The sequence below is a fragment of the Limosilactobacillus caccae genome, from assembly GCF_900156885.1.
Lineage (GTDB): Bacteria > Bacillota > Bacilli > Lactobacillales > Lactobacillaceae > Limosilactobacillus > Limosilactobacillus caccae.
The window spans coordinates 383,211-408,141 of sequence record NZ_FTOY01000010.1; the positions used below are offsets into that span (position 1 = coordinate 383,211).

The following is a 24,931-nucleotide window of genomic DNA, read 5'->3' on the forward strand; positions in this document are numbered from 1 at the left end:
GAGGAAAGTATAACAAAAAGGCAGCTTTTAGTTAAGCGCCTAAACTAAAAGTTGCCTTAAGATAATTTTAGTACCAAGCTGGCTTGTCGCCATCAGTGTTTGGCTTGTTTACCCCTAAGTTCTTGTGGGCGTATGGAGCGGGGTCATCGACGATCTTAGCTACTAAGTAACCAATCGACTTCCGTGATACTTCAGTCCCCTTAAAGTCTTCGCCCTTTTCGGTTGTCTCATAGTCAACTTCGTCCTTATCGGTTAACCATGCTGGCCGAATAATCGTGTAATCAAGCGTTGAGGCTTCAATTACGTCAGCAGCACTGCGGTAGGTACCAAGGTAACTGTCCTTTTGGCCGCCACCGAGCATTTCGTTGTTCCAGTCACCAAACTTGCCAGGAACTTCGTCATAGATTCCGATTGAAGAAATCCAAATCAATGGCTTAACGACATGCTTTTCCATTAAGTTAACGATATTTTCCGCTTGTTGCTTGATTTCTGGGTTACGCAAGTTAGCGTAAACAACATCTGCTTGTTCAATTGCCGGTTCAAGGCTGCCGATGTTCAACACGTCACCCTTAATAACCGTTTCACGACTATCGTCAACAACGTTCATGTTTTGTGGGTGACGAGTAAATAAGAGCAGGTGAGCATCACTATTCTTAAGCAGGGCATCAATTGCGTGTCCCGCGATCTTACCAGTTGCCCCTAAAACTAATACTTGTTTTGCCATCTTTCGTACCTCCTGAATCTTTGTTACTTTCAAGTATACCCCGGTTTTTAGTTATTAAAAGTAAGCACTTTCTAGTAAGATAGTTACCCCCAGGTAAGTTATCATACGGCCCCACCAGTTTACGACTTTTAAACTTTTTTGCTGTTTCGTCCCCACTGGTCCATCGCCGCAATGATTGGCTGAAGCGTCTGCCCATCAGCGGTCAGGGAATACTCTGTCTTGGGTGGCACGGTTGCGTAGACCTGCTTGTCAATCAGCCCGTCGCTCTCCAACTCTTTCAGCTGCAGAGCCAACATCCGCTTAGAACATTCCGGGATCAATTTCTGTAATTCACTAAACCGGCACGGCTGGTATTGTGATAGCTGGTAAATGATCACGCTCTTCCACTTACCATGGATTAGTTTTAAGGTGTTTTCAATCGGGCAATCCTTCGTCATTTTTCCCGCTCCTTTCTAGGTGAAATAAAATTCACTACTTGTCCTCATTTTATTTTCGTTTACTATTAGTAAGTAAGATAACAATATTATGTTTAGGAGTGATTACTATGGATTCACAATTAGTTAAATTAGCAGCCCGTCGGCGGTCAATCTACGCCCTCGGCGATAACATTTCCCAAAGCCCCGAAGAAATCTTTGCCCTCGTTAAAGAGACGATTAAAAACTCGCCAACGTCCTTTAACAGTCAAACTGTCCGGGCCGTCGTTCTCTTCAACGACGCATCAAACAAAGTCTGGGATATCGTCGAGGACGCCCTCCAAAAGATCGCCAAGAGTCCAGAAGCATTTAAGAAGACCCAGGCGAAGATTGCGACTTTCCGTGCTGGTGCCGGGACTATCCTCTACCTAACCGATACCACCATCGTTCACCAATTGGAAAACGACTTTCCAACTTATGCGGCCAACTTTGCCGACTGGGCCGAACAAGGTCTCGGTGGTGCCCAGCAAGCTGTTTGGACCGCCCTGGCAGAACAAGGAATTGGGGCGAGCCTCCAGCACTACAACCCGCTAATCGACGATGCGATCCACGAAGCATTTGACCTCCCTCGCGAATGGCAACTCCGGGCAGAAATGCCGTTTGGTTCGATTGAGGCGCCAGCTGGTGCTAAGGACCACCTTGATGATAACCAAGTTTTCAAACTAATTAAGTAATCCTATTATAATCCCCCGCCACCACTTATTTCCTTTAAAGTAATATAATAGAGGAAAATGGAGAGGGGTTTTTTTGATGTCACAACAACCAAAAATGTATAACACCGGTGCTGATTACGCCCTTGCCATCATTGGCGGTAAGTGGAAATCGGTAATTCTCTACCTTCTCGCTGGTCATCCCCGCCGGCCAAGTGAACTGGTTAAGCAACTAGGTACATCTTACAAGGTCTTAAGTGACCAGTTGCGCGAAATGACTGATGATGGGCTGATTGCACGTAAAAGTTTCAACACTATTCCGCCCCACGTGGAATACCGGCTAACCGCGGAAGGTGAGAACCTCTATTCCGCCCTCCGCTACCTTAACTACTGGGGTGAACAACGTGCCGCCGCCAAGGGGGACGCCAAAATTATGTGCACTGATGAAATGAAGCAAGTTGGGGACGATGGGCTGTGTGTGGTGACAAAAAAACACCTCCACCACTGGCGCCAAGAAATTGTCCAAACAAAAAAGCAGGATGAAGCTAATGAAAATTAAGCTTCTCCTGCTTTTTTGTCATGGACTAACTTAATTGCCAGCAAAACAATGTAAGTAATCATATAAATTGCAAGGACTGCATGGGCAACATTAATGGCAACACTATTTTGCAGGCTCACTCGTCCTAAGGTGTAAGCCCCCAAGATATTATTCATTCCTGTCAACCCGGCAGCAAGAAAAAGGCTCCCCCACATCACAAACTGGGAGATAAGCCCAGTAATCGAATAATAGTAATTACTGATGATGTAGGAAATACTGTAATTATGGGTAACTTGCTCGTATTCAGCAGTCGCGTTTTTCCGTTCTGCACTCGCAAAACTCCGAATAATAAATACGCCGACAAAGTAGCTAGGTAGCCAAAAAGTTAACCCAATCCCGAGCGTAATCATAATTAGGCTCACTAACTGGTCGTCACCCGGCATTAGCTGGCAGGTTTTCTTTACAACCAGCCCACCGACAATAAACGCAAACAGATAAGCAACAATTGTCCAGTAATACATTTTCAGCCCGTAAAGAACACTAATAAAAATCGTACTATACAGAGTCCAATACTGACCACAAACCCCGTATAACATCAATCGCAAACGTAGATGGTGGCGATAGTGTAACATTTTTTGCCGGTTTAGGATAATTCCTCCAACCATCGTTAAAAAGAAGATAAATAAGAGCAACAATCCCCACCCAACTGGCTGGCCAATTCCAGCATTTCTTCCTAGTCGGAGCATCAACATCGCACTAATTAAAATTAACGCCAGAACATAATTAAACCAGTGTAAGCGCCGGGGCAAGGGATGGCCCACTGAATGAGGGGCGTAGCGGTATGCTGCTCCAGTAAAAATTGTGACAAGCATCATTACCCCAAACTTAACTGCCGGCTGCTTAATCCACACCATTATTCCGAAAAAGAACAATAAAATTAGTAGTTGTCCCCACGCCTTAACGTGGTCCCGCTTCGGTAGTAATTCGTTTTTAATTAAGCGATTTTGCTGGTTGATTGCAGCTGGAAAGAGGGTTGAAGCAATGCCGGCGCCAATACCTGATAAATCGAAGAAAAGGGAGTTATAGCCACCAAGCATCCCAAGCGCATACCCACAGCCACCACTGAAGATCCCAATCCAGCCAAGCCGCCAGGTATTATACTCAAAGTCACGGAATAGCAACAAACTTGAGTGCCGAACACCGTAATAAATGGCAAAGGGTAATGCTTCCGTCAGCATTTCTTTTCCTGGTTTGATAATTGACAGGTAAATAATAAAGGGCATCAGGTTCAATAAAAGACTACAAATGCCCGTATACTTCACTAACTTTTTCATTATCCCACCCTAGTGCCTGTTTACCGCACTATTTAGCTTCTGCCGGTTAGCAAAGAAGATCAGCAAAATCAACGGCACAATAACCAGCATCACCGGGTAGAAGTACTTGACGGGCATCGTACTATCAATTATCCCCCCTAAGACCGGGCCGAGGGTCATCCCGATATCAAGGCCGAGGAAGAAGGTCGAGCTAGCTAGACCCCGCTCACTTTCTGGAGCCAGCATCATCGCCGTTGACTGGCAGACGGAATAGATTAAGCCGTAGCCAAAAGCCATCCCCGCAGCTGCAAGGGCCATCTCCCAGTTCGTTTTCATTATCGTTAGCATAACCAAATAAAAGACGGTCGCCACCGTACTAATAATCAGCCACGGTTGGAACGGCACAGTATCAAACTGGTTCCGCAAGAAGAGCCGGATCCCTAGTAAGACGACGGCATAGATAAAGAAATAAGCCCCCACTGCAATTGACAGCTGGCGTTGTTCACTGTAAGCGACAATATCTGCCTGGGTCGCAAAGTATGGGATTGCAAAAAGGGCCGTCAGCGCGGCGATTGGTAATGAATCGCGCTGGATAATCTTTAGGTGTAGCCCGGCCGACTGCTTCGCCCGCTGGCGGTCTGGTTTAGCCCGGTTACCGACGAACTGAACAGTAATAACCATCAGCAATGAAGCAAGCGCTGAAATGATAATCGCCTGCCGGTAGCCAATCACTCGGTAGAGGTTAATCGAGACAGCCGGAGCAAAGGCCATCGCCAACGCATTCATTAAACCGTAAAAGCTCATCGCCTCGCCGACATGGTTAAATGGCACCAGGTAAGATAGCCAGGTCGTCATGCAGACCGTGCAGAGGACATAGCCAAGGCCGTTAATGAGGCGAAAAACGAGCAAGAGGCCGCTATTGGGGGTAATCACATAGCCCATGACGCCGATAAAGCTTAAAACCCCACCAAGAAATGCTAGCGCATATTTTGAAAAGTGGTCAGTCATGTTGCCGGCAAGCGGGCGTAAAAACATTGCGACGATACTCATCATCCCAACAATCACTCCCGCAAACGCGCTTGATGCACCTAGTTCTTGCGCATAACCGTTGATCAACGGGTTACAGTACATGTTGCTAAAAATAAAGAAGAATGACGCTGCCATCACCAAGACAACGTCCTTCGTAAAAATTGTTTCCTTTTTTGCCACTGTCAGCACCACTTCTCTCATAAAATCTTAATAATTATTCAATGATATAAAAAGAGACCGGAAATTTCCAGTCCCTTTGCGGCTATTGTAATGAGTCCCATGCAGCTAACGTTACCGGCTTACTATCAGCAAGCTTCTGCAAGTCAGCGCTGAGGTACTTCTTATTGATCACTGCTTCGTAAGTGTATTCTTCAAACCAGTCCTGGGTCATGACAAAGTAGCCATTGTCACCGTTGTCCTTTCCCCAGCTATTTTCAATCTTCCACCGGGTTGGTTCCCCGTTTTGGAGGTCAAAGCCAGTCAAGGTCATTGCGTGCGATACCATCGCCTGCTTCGATGCCAGCCGGTCTTTCTTATCCATTGTAAAGTCAACGTCCAGCAATTCTGCCCGGCGGAACAATTTAGCATCCATCAAGCCCCGCTTGCGGTCCATCTGTTGTAAAACGTCATTGCCGACCCAGATCGTTTCACCGGCCTTTAATTGCTTCATCGCTGCTTCTTGTAAGTCCTTAAACGGAACATTGACAAACTTGATTGGAATTCCTCCAGCAACACTGTCCTGGCTTGGCATTGCGTACACCTTGTTGTATTGATGGTCTGGCGCATTGGTGATTACCACGTAATCATTCAAGTTGGTGCCAAAGTATTCCCGGTAGAACTTAAGCGGTGTTAAGCCAAGGACCTGGTGGAACTTCTTATCATCATCGCGGAATTCAAGGTCAAACTTCGTCGGTGGTTCACCAAAGGAGTAGGCAGCAATCTTGTACACGTCAGCCATCATCTTTTGCTGAGCAGCATCCAACTCGTCTTCGCCAGCACCATCATTGACCAGCTTCCGCAACTGTAACGCATCCTTGCGCATCAAGTAGTTCATTACTTCCGCCACGTCCGAAGTATCACGAGTGTTGTGGGTATCCGGCATGACATATTCGGGAACAACCCCGTACTTTTCAATGATGGCAGCAGCGTTGGCCCACTGACCACCATCATTTAAGGCAAAGCTGAGATAAAAATCGACAGTCCGGTCATGTAACGGCTTCTTAGCGGTCGCAATGATCTTTTGGAAGTACATGTTGGCCCGCTCGATCCGGTCCCAGAAAAAGAGGTAGTTCTGGGATAGCTCAAAGTCCTTGAAGTTATACTTCTTCGCAAACTTATGCCGGAGCGTGTTGAGGGTCGCAAATGACCAGCAACGGCCACTGTGCCGCTGGTTGCTTGGCTTCCCTGTCTTAATCTCATAGGAGAATGCCCGGTGCAGGCGTTGGCTCGCCGCTGGGTCTTCACTAGCATTTTTAATCCCGTTTTTTTGGATTGCCCGGGCAATTACGCCCGCATCTTTCCGTTCATGAAATTTTTCCTGATATTGATTAACCATTTCTGCAGTTAAATGGTGTTCTTCTGTCACAGTAATCCCTTCTTTTCTGTTATTGATGGCTCTCTACCCCTTAATGATAGCACTTTTAACCAGTAAGGCGAGCTAATGTGGAAGCGTTTTTACTATGCAGCTTATTAATAATAAGTTACACTAAAATAGTAAATGTATTTAAGGAGGATTTTTCGATGAGTAAAGTATTTATTGCTGGTGGTTCCGGCCGGGTTGCCACTGAGTTGATTAAGAAGCTCGTCGCTGCTGGACACGAAGTCATTGCCGGCGCCCGGCATCCGGAAAAGATTGTTGCCATGGACCATGTCGAAACCGTTAAATTGGACCTCCATGACGACGTCGCCACAATCGCCAAGTTGATGCAGGGGGCGAGCGTTGTCTACTTTGTTGCGGGTTCCCGGGGAAGCGACTTGTTGCAAACTGACGCCATGGGTGCGGTTAAAACAATGCAGGCTGCTGAACAAAACGGGATCAAACGCTACATCATGCTCAGCTCCCTCTATGCTCTCCAGCCAGCAATGTGGACGAAGATTAAGTCCCTTGGTGAAATTATGGATTACAACGTTGCCAAGTTCTTTGCCGACAACTACCTCGTTCATGACACGAATTTAGATTACACAATTCTCCAACCATCCAGTCTGACAGAAGAAGCAGGAACTGGTAAGATCCAAATTGGCGATGACTTTGCAAGTACTAACCCGATTCCCGATGTTGCCCAGGTCCTTGCCGCAATCCTGGAACATGATAATACAATTGGTCAGGTCATCTTAATGGGTGGCGGCAACACGCCAATCAACGATGCGTTGGCTAATATTTAAGATCCATTTCTACTGACCCCTAATCGCAAATAATCAAGCGCCACGGCTAGCCGGCTAAGGCAAAGGTCCTCATGGAGCGACGATTGCCCGACGCCAACTTGCTGGGGCGCTTTTTGTGCAAAACGATAGCCAGCATTAGTGTTACGCCAAGGGTAATTTATTTGCCCTGTCTCGGTTTAGCCGTATAATTAAATTATTAAAATAAATCTAAGAAGGGATTTTCCACAATGGCAAAAATTGAACGTTTTTATAACACCTTTCAACCAGAACATTACGACATCTACTTAGATATCAACCGTGAAGAAAAAGCCATTTCCGGTAAGACAACGATTACGGGAAACGCCAGTGATACCCAAATCGCCGTTAATCAAAAATTCTTAACTGTTACCAGTGTCCAAGCGGCCGGCGACAACCTTAATTACAAGGTTGATAATGACGCGGAAGCAATCCGCATTACCCTCCCCCACGCCGGACAAGTAACGTTTACGATTAGCTACACCGCTAAATTAACCGATTCAATGATGGGAATTTACCCGTCCTATTACGAAGTAAACAGTGAGAAGAAGCAGGTTATCGGTACCCAATTTGAAACAACTTTCGCTCGCCAAGCATTCCCGTGTGTCGATGAACCAGAAGCCAAGGCAACCTTTAGTCTCGCGATCAAGTTTGATGAACACCCTGGTGAGACAATCATCGCTAACATGCCAGAAGACCATGTTGCCGACGGCGTTCACTACTTTAAACAAACCGTCCGGATGTCCACTTACTTAGTTGCCTTTGCCTTTGGGGAACTACAAAGCAAGCTGACGGAGACTAAGTCAGGTGTCAAGGTCGGGGTCTTCGCTACGAAGGCGCACCAAGCAAAGGAGCTCGACTTTGCCTTAGATATCGCTAAGCGGGCCATCGAATTTTACGAGGACTTCTACCAAACCCCATACCCCCTGCCACACTCATGGCAGCTCGCCCTCCCAGACTTCTCTGCCGGGGCAATGGAAAACTGGGGACTCGTAACTTACCGGGAAGCCTACCTCTTATTAGACCCAGCCAATACTTCCCTCGAAATGAAGCAATTAGTTGCCACCGTCATCACCCACGAGCTTGCTCACCAGTGGTTTGGCGACCTCGTTACCATGAAGTGGTGGGATGACCTATGGCTCAACGAAAGTTTTGCCAACATGATGGAATACGTTTCCGTTGAAGCACTCCAACCCGACTGGCACATCTGGGAAATGTTCCAAACATCTGAAGCCCCGATGGCTCTCCAACGGGATGCGACCGATGGTGTTCAACCAGTCCACGTTAACGTCAATAACCCGGCGGAAATCGACGCTATTTTCGACTCCGCGATTGTCTACGCCAAGGGTTCCCGAATGCTTGTAATGGTTCGCGCCTTACTCGGCGATAAAGCGTTACGAGAAGGACTCAAGAATTACTTTGCTGCTCATAAGTACCACAACGCAACCGGGGCAGACCTGTGGAAGGCACTTGGTGACGCCTCAGGCCTTAACATCGGTGAAATCATGAACTCCTGGCTTCAACAACCAGGCTACCCGGTAGTTACCGCAAAAATCGCCGCAAATGGCCACCTTATCTTAGACCAGCAACAATTCTTCATCGGTGACGGTAAAGATGCGGGTCGGCAGTGGCAAATTCCATTGAACAGCAACTATGATGCGGCACCACAAATCATGGCGGATAAAGAGGTTGACCTCGGTGACTACCAAGCCTTACGAAAGCAAAATGGGAAGCCATTCCGGCTCAACGTCGGTAATAACTCTCACTTCATCGTGAAGTATGATGACACCCTCTTACAAGACATTCTGGCACATGCTGATGAGCTAGACCCAATCGCCCAGCGCCAACTTCTCCAGGATCTCCGGCTATTAGCTGAAGGGCAGCAAATCTCATATGCTTCCCTTATCCCACTGCTAAGCAAGTTTAAGGACAGTAAGTCAGCCATCGTTAACACGGAATTATACCAAATCGCAAATAACTTAAAGATGTTTGCTAAGGTTGGTTCCCCCGAAGAACAACAATTAAAGCAATTCTTCGCTGAACTAAGCAACGCCCAGCTTGTCCGGCTCGGGTGGCTGCCAAAAGACGGCGAAAGCAATGATGACCAACTGACCCGGCCATATATTCTGAGCGCTGCCCTGTATGCTGAAAATGCGGACGCAATCGCTGCGGCCCACAAGATTTTCGCCGAATACCAGGATAAACTGGAGACGCTCTCCGCAGATATTCGGGGCTTCGTCTTGAAAAATGAAGTCCAGAATTTTGGCAATCCTGACCTATTCGCAAAGTTAGTTACCGCATACCAGCAAACTGCTGATGCCAGCTTTAAGCAAGACTTGCGGATGGCAATTCCAAGCACTAAGGATCCTGACCTTATCAACAAGGTCGTTTCCTACTTTGAAAATGCTGACGTGGTTAAGCCCCAAGACCTTCGCGCCTGGTTCCGTGGTCTCCTGATTAACCATGATGGTCAGCAAGCAGCATGGAACTGGCTCCGCGATGAGTGGCAATGGTTAAATGACACTGTCGGTGGTGACATGGAATTTGCAACATTTATCACCGTTACCGCGGGTGTTTTCCACACGCCTGAACGTCTAAACGAGTTCAAGGCCTTCTTTGAACCAAAGATCAACACCCCTGGCCTTACCCGGGAAATTAAGATGGACATCAAGATTGTTGAAAGCAAAGTTGCCTTGATCGGAAAAGAACAAACGGCGGTTAATCGTGCCATTACACAACAAATTTAATCGCTAAAATAGCAATGGCTCCCACCTTAACTGGCAGGAGCCCTTTTGCTTATTTGTGAACTATTATTCATTATAACCAGTTAACCGTGCAGTTTTTACCGAAAAACCAAACATAATAGTTGCCTAGCGTTCGTAATTATCGTATACTGCCATTGTTGGGGTAGGATCTCCAGAGTTATTGTCCGGCGGAACGGAATGTGAACGTCGGAAGGAGGCATTCTGGCTGCTTTGGTTTTCCGCATTCACCACACAGGCAAAATGTCAATGTGTTCCCCGACAATCAAATATTAGGGAGTGTGTTGACTATGTCTTCATTATCTTTTTCTGGGCCACGGTTTACTACCAAAAACATGACCCTGGCTGCAATGCTGGTCGCGTTACAAGTGATTTTAAAAAAACTGTCGATTGGTGATCCGGCCGTCCTGAAGTTTGGCTTTGGCTTCATCGCCACTGCCCTGATTGGCTACTGCCTTGGACCATGGATTGGTGGCTGGACGATGGTCGTTACTGATATCATCAGCAATACGATTTTAAGCTCCGGAAGCATGTTCTTCCCCGGCTTCACGTTTTCTGCCTTCGTCTCGGGTGTAATTGCCGGAATGTTCTTGTACAAGCAAACGATCTCTTGGCAGCGAATTTTTATCTACCAGTTTTGCCAAATTCTTATCAGTAACGTCCTCTTTACTACCCTGTGGCTATACCTGATGAGTATGAGTTCAAGTAGTACTGGCCGAACGTTTATGGCCTTATTGCTGGTGCGCTTGCCAAAAGAAGTGATTACCTGGCCACTAGAAGCGATTATCGTTTTGATCCTACTACGGCAGGTCAGCCGGTTAAACCTTCACCTCCACCAGTAAAGATGATTAGGAAGTTTTTACCAACCGACATTGATGATGTGATGACGATCTGGTTGCAGGGCAATCTTGACGCCCACCCATTTATTTCACCACACTACTGGCGCAAAAACCTGCCAGCAGTGCGGGCGGCAGTTTTGCAAGCAAGCGTATATTGCTATGTCGATAAGGATGGCCGCGTCTGCGGTTTTATCGGGATGCAAGACGATTATATTGCTGGCTTGTTCGTTGCCCGCCACGCCCGTGGGCACCGGATTGGCACGGCCTTATTAACCACGGTCAAGGAAAGCCACACAACGCTAATCCTCGACGTGTACTTACGTAATTCTGCTGCCCTGCGCTTCTATCGCCAGCACGGTTTTGTGGTGACCAACCAAGAAGATGGGGAAGCCCGGATGACCTGGCAAGCAAAAAATAATTTATAAAAAAGTGTTGCATTTTGAATTTTTTAAGTTAAAATACAATTAACAAAATAAAAAAGCGATGAGAAAGAAGAGTAGCTAGTGATATTCGTAAAGTGAGCTGGTGGCAGTGAGAAGCCAGCCGACCCTATGCTAGTGAATAACACTTTCGCGAGTGCTGCTAACCCAAATAAGTTTACTTAAAGTAGGCTTAGCCGGACTCCGGCCCGTTATCTTGCCGGCGGAACATTGTGTGTTCTTGAGGAGGTCTAGGATTACTAGACAATTTGGGTGGTACCGCGGAATAAAGCCTTTCGTCCCTTAGTTTTAGGGAACGAAGGGCTTTTTTAATTCATTCCTAAATCTAATATTTTAAGGAGTGCTGATTATGGACTTAATTATTCCAAAGGATTACGATCCTCGTCTTTCAATTCGGGAAACTGAAGCTGCAATTCGTTACATCCGGGAAACCTTCCAGGACGAGTTCGGCAAGGAAATGAACCTCCAGCGGATGTCCGCGCCGATGTTTGTTGAACAAAGTACCGGGTTAAACGATAACTTAAACGGGGTTGAAAAGCCAGTCTCATTTGAAATGAAGGATATGCCCGGTGAGACGATTGAAATCGTCCACTCCCTCGCTAAGTGGAAGCGACTGGCCCTAAAGCGGTACGGTTTCGGCATGCACGAAGGCCTCTACACCAACATGAACGCCATCCGGAAAGATGAAGACCTCGACAACTTCCACTCAATCTATGTTGACCAATGGGATTGGGAAAAGATCATTGCCAAAGAAGAACGGACGGAAGAAACCTTAAAGGACACTGTCCGGACAATCTTCAAGGTCATCAAGCACATGGAACACGAAGTTTGGTATAAGTTCCCACAAGCGGTCTACCACCTGCCGGACGAAATTCACTTCGTTACCACCCAAGAACTTGAAGACCGTTGGCCAGACCTGACCCCAATGGAACGGGAAAACAAGATCGCCAAGGAAATGGGTGCGGTCTTTGTCATGAAGATCGGTGACAAGCTTAAGCGGAGCGGGAAGCCGCACGATGGCCGGGCACCGGACTACGATGACTGGAGCTTAAACGGTGACATTCTTTTCTGGTACGAACCATTGCAACGGCGGATTGAAATCTCCAGCATGGGGATCCGGGTCAGCCCAGAATCAATGAAGTACCAGCTGGAACAAGCCGACGCTACCGACCGCGAAAAGCTACCATTCCATAAAATGTTGCTCAATGGCGAATTACCATATACAATCGGTGGTGGGATTGGTCAATCACGCTTATGTATGTTACTTCTTGGCAAGGCCCACGTTGGGGAAGTACAGGCAAGTATCTGGCCAGAAGACATGATTAAGCAGTGCGAAGAACACCATATTCAAATTCTGTAATAAATAACAAGGAGAGTATAAAAGTGGAAACTATTACTATTAGTCAAGCCCCACAACACGTTGGGGAAACCGTTAAAATCGGCGTTTGGTTAACTGATAAGCGTTCAAGCGGTAAAATTGCATTCTTACAGCTTCGTGATGGGACCGGCTTTTTCCAGGGGATCATCCGGAAAAATGATGTTTCTGAAGAAAAGTTTGACCTCGCTAAGCACGACTTGCACCAAGAAACTAGTTTTTGGGTAACTGGTGAAATCGCTGAAGACAAGCGTTCTAAGTTTGGTTACGAAATCCATATCCAAGACATCGAAGTCGTTGGCGAAAGCGAAGACTACCCCATCGGTAACAAGGATCACGGGATTGACTTCTTACTTGACCACCGTCACTTATGGTTACGGAGCCGCAAGCCATGGGCATTAATGCGGATTCGGAGCCGGGTAAAGCTCGCAACGATGGAATTCTTTAACAAGCACGGCTTCGTTCAATTTGACGCGCCAGAATTAACGGCCAGCGCCCCTGAAGGAACGACCGAATTATTTGACGTTAAGTACTTCGACGAAGATGCCTACCTTTCCCAATCTGGCCAATTGTATGGTGAAGCCGGTGCCATGGCACTCAGCCGGATCTACACGATGGGCCCAACCTTCCGGGCAGAAAAGTCCAAGACCCGTCGGCACATGACCGAATTCTGGATGATCGAACCAGAAATGGCCTGGATGCACCAGGACGAAAGCTTGGAAATCCAAGAACAATACGTTGCCTACCTGGTGCAAGATTTAATCGACCACTGCGCAACTGAATTGGAAATGGTTGGTCGTTCGGTTGAAAGCTTGAAGCCATTCACGGAACTTCCATACCCACGGATCACCTACAAGGAAGCAATCGAAATGTTGCAAAAGGGTGGTTTTGATTCCAAGTATGGTGACGACTTTGGTTCACCAGAAGAAACCTACCTGGCCGACCAATTCAACAAACCGGTCTTTATCATGAACTACCCACGGGCAATCAAGGCTTTCTACATGCCAACTGACCCTGAAGATGACCGCCAAGTTATCTGTGCGGACCTCTTAGCACCAGAAGGCTACGGGGAAATCATCGGTGGTTCCGAACGTTCATACGATTACGATTACATCACCAACAAGCTAGAAGAAAACGGCCTCAGCAAGAAGGATTATGGCTGGTACGATGACTTACGGAAGTACGGTTCCGTGCCACACTCCGGATTCGGAATGGGTCTTGAACGGTTCCTGTCATGGATTACGTTGCAAGACCACATCCGCCAAAACATCCCATTCCCACGGATGCTTAACCGGCTGCGCCCATAATATAACAAGCTGGGAAAAGGACGGTCGCGAATGCGGCGGTCCTTTTTTCGTAGCGCGATCTTCTATCCCGTGGGTGTGGAACGCGTCTACTTGCAGAAAAAAATCTCTCACCGCATTTACAGTTAAATGCAGTGAGAGATTTTCTTTTTAAAGCCAGATTAATAGCCCGGCAACCAAAAGCACGCCCATCGTTAACAGTAAATGATGGAAAAAGCGTTGCCGGGTCTGCTTAACCCGTTGCTGGCGGTATTGACTCAAAATTGTCTTAATTCGTTGCTGGTTAGCAGAGTCAAAGTCATGAGTTAAAAAGTTGCCTTCCCGGTGCATGCTTACCCGGTTAAGTAGCCACTCGCCCCACGAATAATCCGGCTTCACAAACTGGCTCCGCGTTATCCAGCGTGGATCATGCGCTCTTACCGGCAGGATCAAAATTGCCTTAATTTCTGCTGGGCGAATTTTGGCTTGGCCATCACGATACCTGCTAGTCGGCACGTTAATCAATGCCCCAAGCAACAAACTTTGCCAGTTGTCCCGGTGGTTTGCCCGGTGCTGGTCTAACGGCTCTTGTAAATCCTTTGGTAACTGATAATTTGCAATTTTACCACTCAAAAAGCGCACCTGGACCCAGTAGTATTCACGGCGGTGGTGCTGCTTTTTCTTCTTTTTTGTTTGCGACCGTGACTCTAGTTCATACAATGCGGCCTTCGCAAATGACCAATCACGAGTATCTGGCTTTGCCACTTTAATTCCCCCTCAAGTTACGCATCCTTATCTTAATCCATTTAGTAACGTGGTGGGTACTTATTTTGCTTATTTAAGCAATACTTTTTCTTCAAATTATCGTTTTACAATAATTAATTATCGCGTTACAATAACAGAAAAGGAAAAATTCTGATTAAGGAAGTAGTTATTATGAAAAATAAAGCAGTAAAATTTCTTCTTTCAACTTTCCAAATTATCATTGATTTTTGTATCCTATTATTTATTTTAGGTGCCCTTATGGTTAGTCTAATGGCTGGCGAAGCGATCATCGCGAATAGTCCTGATGCGGTCAACTGGTTTGCCTCCGCTAATCCAATTATTCAGGTCAGTGAACTTATCGATGGAGTCATTCTCTGCGTACTAGTGATTATAATGGCATTTGGAATTCGCAATATTATCGACAACATCAATAATGAGCAATACTTCGTCCCCCAAAACCTTACCGCAATCCGTAAAATCCTGGGGAGTGCCACGATTATCTTCATTATTCAGACGTTGAATAGTACAATCTTTACACTCTTGCAGCTTAAGGATGTCAATAACCTGTTCACTCTCCGCGGCAACGAGTTGGCTAGCGCTATCACCTTTATTATCATTCTTTTCTTAGTCTACCTGGTCTTTAAGCGAGGACTTTCCCTCCAAAAAGACGCTGACAGTATTATTTAAGGAGACGTACATTGATAAAAGTTAATTTAGACCTCGTCATGACCGAACGAGGGATTACATCAAAGGACCTTGCCGCTAAGATTAAGATCACCCCGGCAAATCTCTCCATTCTAAAAACTGGCAAAGCGCACGGGGTCCGTTTTGAAACACTTAATAAAATATGCCAAGTTCTAAACTGCCAACCCGGCGATATTCTTTCTTACGAAGAGGACGAGGAAAATGAAATTTAACCATTTTTTTGGTTTCTTTTAGCCATTTGGAGCATTTACAATCTCAGCCACCCGTCTTTATTGATCGATTACATTGTTAACGGCTTGCTTCTCAACGTGGCAATCAACGGGATTTTCTTTTCGGTTTACAAACAAGCAAAAGGGAATTAATCCAGGCTACTGCTAGCCGATAAACCCCAAAAATGGTGTTTTTAGCATTTTTGCCATCATTTATTACGACAATAACCCCCGAAAATCGATTTTCGGGGGTTATCGTGTTAATATTAAACATAATTATCCTTAAAAATAACTATTCGACATTTAAGGGAGGGACACATCTAATGAAATATTTACCGTTAGCTAAATATAAATATGTTATTAGCGATCCAGCAGCGATTGAGAATGAATATCAAAATCGGTTAAATGGTTACACGAGCCAACAAACGACGCTCTTCCCGCTCCTTAATTACAAGGATGGCACGCAATCAAGTAAGTACCCAATCTTTTTTCTCCCACTACCAGTCATCCAAAATTTAGCAGACCAACTTAGGAGAAACTCTAACGCAATTAAATCTATTTCCGCAACGCTGCCACAGGTAGCCATTAATCAGTTTTTAAATTCATTACTATTGTCAGAAATCTTTTACACTAATGATATTGAAGGGGTTAAAACTAGTCGTGTCGAAATTAGCACTGTAATTCAAGAAAACAATCAACAAGTAAATGATAAAAATTATATTTCCAAGAAGCGCCTTGGCTCGACGATTAAGATGTATCAGCGAACCCAATCAGGCAAAAAAGTTGAAATCTACTCTCTCCAAGATTTCAGAAAAATCTATGATTCATTATTAAAGGGAGAGTTAGACCAGGCGCGCTTGCCAAATGGAAAAATCTTTCGTGACACGCTCCCGAACGGCGAAGTGCTATCTATCGGTAACGACCTGAAAATAATTCACCGGCCACCAATTACAGAAGAAGCAATTCAAGCCGCCCTTACTGCACTCATTGATTATATGAATAATGATGAGACCCCATCGATCTACAAAGCGCTGGTAACTCATTTCTTTTTTGAAAACACACATCCATTTCTTGATGGTAATGGAAGAATGGGACGCTACCTTCTTTCCTCATATATTGCTAATAAATTTGATCGTTTCTCCGGTTTTTCAGTCGCAACAGCAATTCATAACAACGTCCAACAATACTACAAAGTTTTCAAAGAAGCTGATAACGCCGAAAATCGGGCGGACTTAACGTTTTTCATCTGGAAAATGTTAGAAATTCTTGTTAGTCAGCAAGAAAAAGTTATTAGCATTTTGCATCAGTCCCGCGATAAACTAGACAATGCTAACACCGTAATTCAACAATGGGTTGCTAGTCACCATGCTCAACTAGCTTCGGCGCAACTCCCAGATGAATTATACTGTGACATCCTATACCTTCTTGCGCAATCAATGCTTTTTACCAATCAGCCTAGTCTTGGAATTAAGGATAATGATATTATTGCCGGACTCAAAAAGAATAGTCCTCATCATTACCCCATGACTAAAACGCGGTTAGCAATTGAAAAGCTTGAGCAACTTAATGCGATCAAAACAGTTTCTAAACGCCCTAAGCAACATATTATTCAAATCTTTTAATCATCCTAAACACCATATTTTAACCAAATTGATCCTAACGAGGTGATAACATGCCTAACAAAAAATTATTACTACTCTCGACCGGGGGAACGATTGCCTCTGTCGTTTCTGACACGGGCCTCGTCCCTGGCGAATCCGGTGAGCAGCTCCTACACATGCTCGGTGACTTACCTTATAACATCACCGTCAAGGATATCATGGAGCTAGATTCATCAAACATCCAACCAGAAGAATGGAAAATCATTGCGGAAGAAATCTACCACAACCGGAATGAGTTCGACGGGATTGTCGTTTCCCACGGGACCGATACCATGGCCTACACGGCATCCATGCTGACCTTTATGCTGCAAAACATCAACCTACCAGTCGTCCTTACCGGAAGCCAAGTTCCAATGAACGTCATCCTCAGCGATGCCCCGGACAACATGCGGATTGCCTTTGCTGGTGCCGCTAATTGTGATCCTGGGATCTACATTGCCTTTGACCGCAAGATCATGCGGGGCTGCCGGAGCGTTAAGGTGCGGACGACCGCCTTTAATGCCTTTGAAAGCGTCAATGTGCCACCAGTTGCCGAAGTCACCTCTGACGGTTTTTCGATTAAAAATAACCGCCTGCCCAATCCCGGAAAGTGTCAGCTAAACACGAAGATCGATACCCATGTTTCGCTAGTCAAGCTCTTCCCCGGCTTTGATCCGGAGCTACTACGCGCGATGGCAAAGCATGGCTGTCACGGCATCGTGATTGAAGCGTACGGTCTCGGGGGAATGACTTCTATCCGCCGGAACCTTGTTGCTGTTGTCGGCGAATTGATCCGGAAGGGGATCCCCGTTATCGCATCAAGCCAGTGTCTCTATGAACGGAGTGACCTTACTAAGTATGAAGTTGGTCGCCTCGCCCTCCTTGAAGGGGCCATTAGCGCGCGGGACATGACTTCCGAAAGTGCAATCACTAAGCTAATGTGGGGTCTTGGTCAGGGGATGGATGTTTCTACAATCACCGATTTCTTTAATACTGACGTGGCCGGTGAAGTAACCCTCAATTAACAGAAAATAAAACGGCGTTCTGCTAAGCAAACAACTTGCTTAAAAGAACGCCATTATTTATTTGATTTCTTTTACCGTCAACCGGTCCGGGAGGTGGTAGACCTTGGGCTTCGTCCAGGTAAGCATCTCATCCGTTAGCTGCAGTTTTGTCGTATTCCCACGATGGTATGACTGGAAATAATACTCCCGCTCTTCTGCAACAGTTACTGACCGGTAAACGGAGTACGTCGGCTGGTGGTGCCGGTTTTGCGGAACGGTGACGCTATCTAGCAGGTGAAACTCACTGACTACCCCAGCCTCCTTGTCTGCCGGCACATCAGAACGTTCCCGCAGGTAAGCGGCCCGAATAAAGCGGGCACTCGGTGAATAGTAGCCGGGCGGGTTGGCTTTACCAGAAAGGCGGCCGGTTGTTACCCGGGGAGTATTTAGTGGTACCCGCCCAGCTCGAAAGTCAGCAGTAAAGTCCACGTACTTTTCCATTTGGGAAAGCTGCTGCGCAAAATCAGGGCTATTAGTCACGACTCCTAGTGGGTTTTCAATTACCCGCATTGGCTGGGCATTGGGTTCAATCACCACGACCCGGCCAGTCCGGTCCGCAACGGCAAAGTGCATCTCTGCTTTACCATACTTGATATTGTTGTGGACATCGCTCATCAACTCAATTTCATCGAGGTGGTCGATCACATCGGCGACTGACTTAAAGTTGCCCAAGAGGTAAAAGGCGAACTCAAACGCCGCTAACTGAACTTTCTGCTCGTTTGGCTCGTCGACTAGCTGCGCGCCGTTATCAAAAGTTAGCTTTTGGGCCATGAGCCCGTATTCGTTCACACCATCGGATACGTCTACCCGGCGGGCTGATAAGCTACCGCCGCCGATCAGCGCATACTTATTTTGGTAAGCACGGTGACGGTAGACTGATTCCCACTTAAATTGGCGGGGGATAAAAAGCGGCGAGACCGCTAAAACTGGCCAGTCCATTGTCCGGGCAAGCAGATGATGCTGATCCAATGTTACTTGGTAAATACTCGTACACATCGCGCATTCCTCCTGCCTAGTCTAACATTTAGAACCAACTACGGATCCAGTTTACAAACTTTGTCCACCATGACTGGGCCTGCTGGGAAACTTCCCGGGCATCTTGCGAATTCAAGAACTGCTTTGCCTTGTTCATCACATCCCCAGAAGAGTTCTTCACGTTATTGATCGTATCGGTAACGTGGGAGCTGTAGTCCTTGCTTGAACTAATTGGCGAATTATTGAACTGAATCAACGCGTTGATAATTGGTTGTTCATAGTTTTTCGTTTCGTTATAGATATCGCGGGCCTTTAGTTTTTGGTCAAAGGTCGTCTGGATATCATTTTGGGTTGGGGTGTCCCCCTGCTTCTTTTGTTGGTTGATTTCCTTCGTCGTATCACCAACCGCTGCCATTAATTTACCAGGATAGCTATGATCATCCTTATTGGCTTCAATTGCCCCGTTCGTTGCTCCCAGCATTTCGTTAGCGGACTGGGTGTTTTGTTCATTCAAGCTAACCCCGTCGGCCGCAATCGCCTTATAGACCCCGGTCAGTGCCGACTCACCTGATACTTCCCGGTTAGCACTGACGGTGATTGTCACATCAGTAACCCCGGCCATTTGGGCCACCATGGCGTATTGCTGGGCAGTCACCTTCGTAATATTATTATTGCCGTTAAACTTCTTAACATTAACCTTTATTCCTGAGCCAGGATCGGTCGGCACAATTGCGACTGAACTAACCATGGCCGCATTGGTCGTGGAACCATTAGGGTTAATGTACTTCTGGTAATCACTTGCGGTCGCGGTTAAGGTCGTGAAATTATCATCGACTGCCAAGACATTATTAAGTTCATTCTTATCGGCCGCTCCAGCTCCGTAGACGACATACGACTTGTTTAAGGTGTGCGTCTGTTGGCTATTGCTATTGGAGCTTTCACTAGTAGTTGTCTCCGCAGCCCAGACAGTGGACTGGGTAACCGGGACGGCTAATAAAGACACTGTTAGCGTGGATGCTAATAGTAGCTTGGTTAATTTTTTCGAGAGCATTTTATTTCTCCTTTATCAATCCATATTTCCTAAATGATAAAAAAACCGCCCATAAAATACTAGTTATTTACTAATATCTTTAGAACAGTTTAAATATCATTAGTTTACATGAGAGCGCAGAGATAAAGGTAACCACTCTGAAAACATCCCGGGATTAAACTTTTCCGAGCACGAAAAGCAAACTCCCTAACTAGCCTTCACTGACGATAACCAGGGACTTGATTGCTTCCCGCTTGTCCATTGCTTCGTAGGCCTTTTGAATCTCATCAAGGTTAAACCGCTTTGTAAATACCCGGTCAGGATGGATTTCACCCTTCAATACGGCGTCTAACAGGACTTGCCGGTCGTGGGTAGTAACGGAGGCAATGCCGCCCCGAAGGCCGATGTTCTTAAAGAATAGCCGGTTTGATGCTGGTTCCGTTTGGGGAACGCCGACCCGGCCGACAATTGCACCTGGTCGTGCTAACTGCCCCGCTTGTTCAATTGCGGATACCGCGCCGACACATTCGAGAACCGCGTCAACGCCATTACCGTCCGTCAATTCCATGACTGCCTTGATGGCATCGTCACCACGGGCGGAGACAATGTCAGTTGCCCCGAACGCCGTTGCTAGCTTTGCCCGGTCTTCGTGGTGGCTAAGGGCAATGATCCGGCTAGCACCGCGTAGTTTGGCTCCAATAACCCCGCAAAGGCCCACTGCACCGTCACCGATAACAGCAACCGTATCGCCTTCCTTAACCTCTGCACTAGCAGCAGCGTGGTAACCAGTTGCCATCACGTCAGAGAGCGTTAAGAGGTCATTCAACTGTTCATCGGTATAGTCTGCAGGCTTACCGGGAACCTTTACTAACGCCCAGTCAGCGTTGGTAAAACGAAGGTACTCACTCTGGTAACCACCGCCATCGTTTTCATCATTCATGCAGTTGCCATCAAAGCCAGCTAGGCAAGCTGCGCAGTGGCCACAGCCATGGGTAAACGGGGCAATCACAAAGTCACCGGGCTTGACGTTCTTCACATCTGCACCAACTTCTTCAACGATTCCAATAGCCTCGTGACCAACCGTCGAACCATGCTTCCGGTTAGAAATCCCCCGGTACCACCACAAGTCAGAACCACATACACACGCCCGAACAACCTTGAGAATTGCGTCAGTCGGCTTTTGAATCGCTGGCTTTTCAACTTCATGAATTTCCATCTTCCCAGGTTCCATAAATACGGTTGCTTTCATCAATATCCGCTCCTTTATCGGTCATTAGTCTTAACGCGTTAACTATAAACCTTATAGTCGACTTTAAGGCAAGTAATAACCCCTCCTGCTAATGTCGTTCTGTTGTCCATAAAAAGTTAATTAGTTCATGGTTTACCTGCGAATTATTGTGGAGCTTGCTGTGCTGCGCATCTTTTCCGGTGATTTCGACTTCACGGTATGACTTTGCCCGCCCTGCAAGCAGGTATTTTAGCGCTTTGGCAGAATTTACTGGGACATCCCCATCGGAATGGCTGCCATCTCCAAGGTCACCGTAGATGTTTAAGACCTTCGTTTCACGGGGAAATGTCTTTCGTAAACTTAACAATTCTTGATAGGTCGGATCCATCCAGTCTGGTTTACCTCCCGAACTCAGCCGCACCTGCTCTGCCTGGGGCTGACCAACTAGCCCATTATAGTGCCCAGCCAACGCGACGAGGTGGCTAATCTGCGGCAACTTGTTATTATCGTAATTGTCTTTGACATAGTTGATAATCTCAAGGTTGCCCATCGAGTGGCCAACGAGGTTAACCGTTGAACACGAATACTGCCGTTGCAGCGCGACAATGACATCCTTCACGTATGTTCCACCATGGTGATAACCTGCAACATAGTCTCCGTGCTTGCCATAACCTGCTAGTTTGTTATCTTCAAGGTTAACTTCCACAATCGGATTAACCGCCTTGGCGGGGAGCTGCCGGCTAAAAGTAACGTTTCCTTTCCGGTCAACGTTAGCTTTAACCACCGTCTTTGTCACTCCGGCACTCCGGGCAGCATTGACCATTTTCTCTTCTGCACGAGAACTACTCCCCCACCCGTGAACGAAGATCGTGGGCGTTGAGGACTGCACATAATGGATCGTTTCTGCGTGAATAGTATGCATGTCTGCAATTGCGCTGAGTCCCAAGATTACTAGGACTATCCGTCTTAAAACCGTTAAATATTTTTTCACTAGTTAAATACCTTCATAAAAAATTGTTGAATCTTCGTGAATGGTATCTTATCGACCCGATCATAAAGGTCAATATGTTCACAGTCATCAACGATATATAACTCCTTAGGCTCATTTGCTAAATTATAGGCCCGTTCCGAAAATTGACGTGAGTGGGCGTGATCACCCGCAATAAACAGAATTGGCCGAGGCGAGATTTCAGCAATGTAATCTAAGGCGGCGAATTGCATCATTGCAAGATTTGATGTCGTTGTGAAATCTCCCCGTGCGTTAGCATGGAATCCCCGGGGAACGGCATAAAACCGTTGCCATTCGTTCGTTATCGGATCGGTCTTGGGCAATGCTTCAACACTCGGGTACGGCTTGGTAGGGAAGCTTGGCTTATACTCAGGGAAACCATTAGCATAATCCGTCCACCGTTGGTTAGCAAGATCTAGCTTCATCTTATCAAGTTCTTCTTTTGATAGTTTTAACATCCCCCGGAAGTCAGTGATGTCATACATTGAAGTCGTTACCACCGCCTTTATGCGGAGATCAACCGCGGCTGCTGACAACGCGAAGCCAGCCGAACCACAGATCCCGACAACCCCAATTTTGTCACGGTCAACAAATGGTACCTGAATTCCCAAGAAATCAACGGCCGCACTAAAAGATTCAGCAAATAATTCTGGGGATGATAAGTGCCGCGGTGTCCCAGCTGATTCCCCCATGTACACCTGGTCAAAGGTAAGGACAACAAATCCCCGCTGCGCAAGTTGGTTTGCGTATACCGCTGGGCCCTGTTCCTTTACTCCCCCGTATGGTGCCCCGACAATTAATGCCGGGAATTGCCCTTGCTGATCAATGTCTTTTGCAAAGTATAAATCACCGGCAAGCTCCATTCCAAAGCGGTTGTGAAAGTGAATTTCCTTTCTCGCAACCATTGATGATAATTTAGTAATGTAGCCAAATGACATATTAGTTTCCTCCAATCTTTTTAATCACTTTTGCCGGTACCCCCGCAACTACACTATTAGCAGGGACATCCTTGGTCACCACCGCGCCAGCCGCAACTACCGCATTTTTGCCAACCGTTACTCCTGGTAAGATCGTCGCGTTAGCAGCAATCCAGGCGTTTTCCTCAATCTTAACGGGCTTTAATTCTAAACCACGCCGCTTAGCAGGGTCTAAGGGGTGGTTAACGGAAGTAATCGTGACATTTGGCCCGATTAAGACCCGATCGCTAATTTCAATGCCACCAAGGTCAGTAAAGGTCGCCCCGCCATTGATAAAGACCCCTTCACCAATTTTTAAATTCCGGCCATAATCACTATGGATTGGCAACCGGACCTCGATTGAATCGTCGATCGACTGCCCAGTAACCTCGCCAAGCGTTGCCCGAATCTCTTCTTGGCTGGGTGTGCCGCTATTCAATTTCTGTAACCGTTCCAGATTTTCCAGGGCGATTGCGGTAATTTGCGCAAATTCTGGGGAACTACTAGTAATCGTTGTCGTCATTAAACCACTCCCATTCGTTATTTCTTTACTAAATATCTTACGATTACCAACAGATGAATGTAAAATACTTATAATTAATCATATAATATAGGTAAAAAGCATCGGAGGCTGTTCATATTATGGAATTAAGGGTTTTAAGGTACTTTATCGAAGTCGTCAACCAACAAAACATCTCCAAGGCGGCTAACCAACTTCATCTTTCGCAGCCAACCCTCTCCAGGCAACTAATGGCCTTGGAAAGCGAATTAGGGGTTACCCTCTTTGAGCGTGGGCACCGGCAAATTAAGCTCACTGAAGAAGGCTACTACCTATATGACCGCGCACGCGAAATCACTAGTTTAGCAGATAAAACGGCCGCTAACCTTCACGCACAAACGGTAATTAGTGGGACTATCGATATCGGTGCCGGGGAAAGCATTGCTATCCAACCGGTCATGGATGTCCTGGGGGAAATTATTACTGCTCACCCCAATATCAAGGTAAACCTCGTTAGTGGTGACGAAAATTTTATCCACCAACACCTCGATAACGGGACCATTGACTTTGGAATTGTAATGGGGCCTGCCAGCCTCAATAATTACCACTCATTGCGCCTCCCAATGAAAAACCGGTGGGGAATCCTGATGAAAAAAGACCACCCCCTGGCCAGCCATCCTGAAATCATCCCCGAAGACCTGCTGAATCAACAATTACTTATTTCTGCGCAGGCGAAACAACAAGATATCTTCCGCAGCTGGGCCGGCTCATTAATCGACCAGTTTAACTTTAGCGGCTACTATAACCTCATCTTTAATGCTCAATTGCTCGTTCGCACCGGGGCCTGTATTGCCTTATCCTATGAGGGCCTAGCTAATCTTACTGGCAACGACGGTCTCATTTTCCGCCCACTTGCCCCCGCAATTGATGACCAAAACAACCTAATTTGGGCTAAAAACCACCAATTATCGACTGCCAGCCAGTTGTTTATCGAACAAGTAACGAAAAAATTTAAAAATAAAAGCTGA

25 protein-coding genes, 1 riboswitch and 1 other annotated feature are annotated in these 24,931 nt (G+C 46.5%); of the genes, 13 read left to right on the plus strand and 12 right to left on the minus strand.

The window, feature by feature from the left end; genetic code table 11:
* Window positions 1–67: 67 nt before the first annotated feature.
* Entirely contained in the window at window positions 68–724 is a 657-nt protein-coding gene (locus CZ502_RS05100) for an NAD(P)H-binding protein (RefSeq protein WP_076460187.1), read from the minus strand.
* Between the two features lie 128 nt (window positions 725–852).
* A complete protein-coding gene (locus tag CZ502_RS05105) occupies window positions 853–1,161 on the minus strand; it encodes a winged helix-turn-helix transcriptional regulator (protein WP_076460189.1) in 309 nt (102 codons plus the stop codon).
* A 107-nt stretch (window positions 1,162–1,268) separates the two neighbouring features.
* Here CZ502_RS05105 and CZ502_RS05110 point away from each other — a divergent pair, with 107 nt between their 5' ends.
* Entirely contained in the window at window positions 1,269–1,871 is a 603-nt protein-coding gene (locus CZ502_RS05110; protein ID WP_076460191.1) for a nitroreductase family protein, read from the plus strand.
* A 76-nt stretch (window positions 1,872–1,947) separates the two neighbouring features.
* Window positions 1,948–2,406, plus strand: a complete 459-nt coding sequence (locus tag CZ502_RS05115; protein ID WP_076460193.1) for a winged helix-turn-helix transcriptional regulator — start codon at window positions 1,948–1,950, stop codon at window positions 2,404–2,406.
* Here the strand turns inward: CZ502_RS05115 and CZ502_RS05120 are convergent.
* From CZ502_RS05120 to CZ502_RS05130, 3 genes are all read right to left on the minus strand, one after another.
* On the minus strand, window positions 2,403–3,719 hold the full coding sequence (locus tag CZ502_RS05120) for a hypothetical protein (protein WP_076460195.1): 1,317 nt from the start codon (window positions 3,717–3,719) through the stop codon (window positions 2,403–2,405). The two genes, CZ502_RS05115 and CZ502_RS05120, sit on opposite strands and share 4 nt — an antisense overlap.
* A gap of 9 nt (window positions 3,720–3,728) precedes the next feature.
* Window positions 3,729–4,907, minus strand: a complete 1,179-nt coding sequence (locus CZ502_RS05125; protein ID WP_076460589.1) for an MFS transporter — start codon at window positions 4,905–4,907, stop codon at window positions 3,729–3,731.
* Window positions 4,908–4,989: 82 nt separating this feature from the next.
* Window positions 4,990–6,312: a C1 family peptidase gene (locus CZ502_RS05130; RefSeq protein ID WP_076460197.1), complete on the minus strand. Its 1,323-nt coding sequence runs from the start codon at window positions 6,310–6,312 to the stop codon at window positions 4,990–4,992.
* A 155-nt stretch (window positions 6,313–6,467) separates the two neighbouring features.
* On the opposite strand from CZ502_RS05130, the gene CZ502_RS05135 reads away from it, so the two are divergent.
* The 6 genes from CZ502_RS05135 to asnS all read left to right on the plus strand — a co-directional run bounded on the left by CZ502_RS05135 (window position 6,468) and on the right by asnS (window position 13,847).
* Window positions 6,468–7,109 carry an SDR family oxidoreductase gene (locus tag CZ502_RS05135; RefSeq protein ID WP_076460199.1) on the plus strand — a complete coding sequence of 214 codons (642 nt, stop codon included), beginning with the start codon at window positions 6,468–6,470 and terminating at the stop codon, window positions 7,107–7,109.
* A gap of 227 nt (window positions 7,110–7,336) precedes the next feature.
* Window positions 7,337–9,871, plus strand: coding sequence for a M1 family metallopeptidase (locus CZ502_RS05140; protein ID WP_076460201.1), 2,535 nt, complete (start codon window positions 7,337–7,339; stop codon window positions 9,869–9,871).
* Window positions 9,872–10,025: 154 nt separating this feature from the next.
* Window positions 10,026–10,121: riboswitch (THF riboswitch) on the plus strand.
* A gap of 55 nt (window positions 10,122–10,176) precedes the next feature.
* Window positions 10,177–10,728 carry a folate family ECF transporter S component gene (locus tag CZ502_RS05145; RefSeq protein WP_076460203.1) on the plus strand — a complete coding sequence of 184 codons (552 nt, stop codon included), beginning with the start codon at window positions 10,177–10,179 and terminating at the stop codon, window positions 10,726–10,728.
* 2 nt (window positions 10,729–10,730) lie between these two features.
* Window positions 10,731–11,150, plus strand: a complete 420-nt coding sequence (locus CZ502_RS05150) for a GNAT family N-acetyltransferase (RefSeq protein ID WP_076460205.1) — start codon at window positions 10,731–10,733, stop codon at window positions 11,148–11,150.
* 49 nt (window positions 11,151–11,199) lie between these two features.
* Window positions 11,200–11,451 (plus strand) — a binding site (T-box leader).
* A gap of 63 nt (window positions 11,452–11,514) precedes the next feature.
* Window positions 11,515–12,525 carry an aspartate--ammonia ligase gene (gene asnA, locus CZ502_RS05155; RefSeq protein ID WP_076460207.1) on the plus strand — a complete coding sequence of 337 codons (1,011 nt, stop codon included), beginning with the start codon at window positions 11,515–11,517 and terminating at the stop codon, window positions 12,523–12,525.
* Between the two features lie 23 nt (window positions 12,526–12,548).
* Complete coding sequence (asnS, locus tag CZ502_RS05160; RefSeq protein ID WP_076460209.1) at window positions 12,549–13,847, plus strand: asparagine--tRNA ligase; 1,299 nt, start codon at window positions 12,549–12,551, stop codon at window positions 13,845–13,847.
* A 147-nt stretch (window positions 13,848–13,994) separates the two neighbouring features.
* Here asnS and CZ502_RS05165 read toward each other — a convergent pair whose 3' ends face one another.
* Window positions 13,995–14,588 (minus strand): DUF7679 family protein, encoded by a 594-nt coding sequence (locus CZ502_RS05165; protein WP_076460211.1) that lies wholly within the window; start codon window positions 14,586–14,588, stop codon window positions 13,995–13,997.
* Between the two features lie 171 nt (window positions 14,589–14,759).
* Between CZ502_RS05165 and CZ502_RS05170 the strand changes: the two genes are divergently transcribed.
* The 4 genes from CZ502_RS05170 (at window position 14,760) to CZ502_RS05185 (ending at window position 18,167) form a co-directional block, all read left to right on the plus strand.
* The gene (locus CZ502_RS05170; RefSeq protein ID WP_076460213.1) at window positions 14,760–15,275 is read left to right on the plus strand and encodes a DUF2975 domain-containing protein; all 516 of its coding nucleotides are present in this window, start codon (window positions 14,760–14,762) and stop codon (window positions 15,273–15,275) included.
* Between the two features lie 11 nt (window positions 15,276–15,286).
* Window positions 15,287–15,505, plus strand: coding sequence for a helix-turn-helix domain-containing protein (locus CZ502_RS05175; RefSeq protein ID WP_076460215.1), 219 nt, complete (start codon window positions 15,287–15,289; stop codon window positions 15,503–15,505).
* Window positions 15,506–15,825: 320 nt separating this feature from the next.
* Window positions 15,826–17,124: a Fic family protein gene (locus CZ502_RS05180; protein ID WP_076460217.1), complete on the plus strand. Its 1,299-nt coding sequence runs from the start codon at window positions 15,826–15,828 to the stop codon at window positions 17,122–17,124.
* A 50-nt stretch (window positions 17,125–17,174) separates the two neighbouring features.
* Window positions 17,175–18,167 carry an asparaginase gene (locus CZ502_RS05185; RefSeq protein WP_076460220.1) on the plus strand — a complete coding sequence of 331 codons (993 nt, stop codon included), beginning with the start codon at window positions 17,175–17,177 and terminating at the stop codon, window positions 18,165–18,167.
* A 57-nt stretch (window positions 18,168–18,224) separates the two neighbouring features.
* Here CZ502_RS05185 and CZ502_RS05190 read toward each other — a convergent pair whose 3' ends face one another.
* The 6 genes from CZ502_RS05190 to CZ502_RS05215 form a co-directional block, all read right to left on the minus strand.
* Window positions 18,225–19,202, minus strand: a complete 978-nt coding sequence (locus CZ502_RS05190) for a linear amide C-N hydrolase (protein WP_076460223.1) — start codon at window positions 19,200–19,202, stop codon at window positions 18,225–18,227.
* Between the two features lie 28 nt (window positions 19,203–19,230).
* Window positions 19,231–20,232 carry a DUF1002 domain-containing protein gene (locus tag CZ502_RS05195; RefSeq protein WP_076460225.1) on the minus strand — a complete coding sequence of 334 codons (1,002 nt, stop codon included), beginning with the start codon at window positions 20,230–20,232 and terminating at the stop codon, window positions 19,231–19,233.
* Between the two features lie 190 nt (window positions 20,233–20,422).
* A complete protein-coding gene (locus CZ502_RS05200) occupies window positions 20,423–21,460 on the minus strand; it encodes a zinc-dependent alcohol dehydrogenase family protein (RefSeq protein WP_076460227.1) in 1,038 nt (345 codons plus the stop codon).
* Window positions 21,461–21,548: 88 nt separating this feature from the next.
* Window positions 21,549–22,430 (minus strand): alpha/beta hydrolase, encoded by an 882-nt coding sequence (locus tag CZ502_RS05205; protein WP_076460229.1) that lies wholly within the window; start codon window positions 22,428–22,430, stop codon window positions 21,549–21,551.
* Complete coding sequence (locus CZ502_RS05210; protein ID WP_076460231.1) at window positions 22,430–23,386, minus strand: alpha/beta hydrolase; 957 nt, start codon at window positions 23,384–23,386, stop codon at window positions 22,430–22,432. Before CZ502_RS05210 ends, CZ502_RS05205 begins: the two co-directional genes overlap by 1 nt.
* A gap of 1 nt (window position 23,387) precedes the next feature.
* Window positions 23,388–23,927, minus strand: coding sequence for a DapH/DapD/GlmU-related protein (locus tag CZ502_RS05215; protein WP_076460233.1), 540 nt, complete (start codon window positions 23,925–23,927; stop codon window positions 23,388–23,390).
* A gap of 119 nt (window positions 23,928–24,046) precedes the next feature.
* Here CZ502_RS05215 and CZ502_RS05220 point away from each other — a divergent pair, with 119 nt between their 5' ends.
* Window positions 24,047–24,931, plus strand: a complete 885-nt coding sequence (locus CZ502_RS05220) for a LysR family transcriptional regulator (protein ID WP_076460235.1) — start codon at window positions 24,047–24,049, stop codon at window positions 24,929–24,931.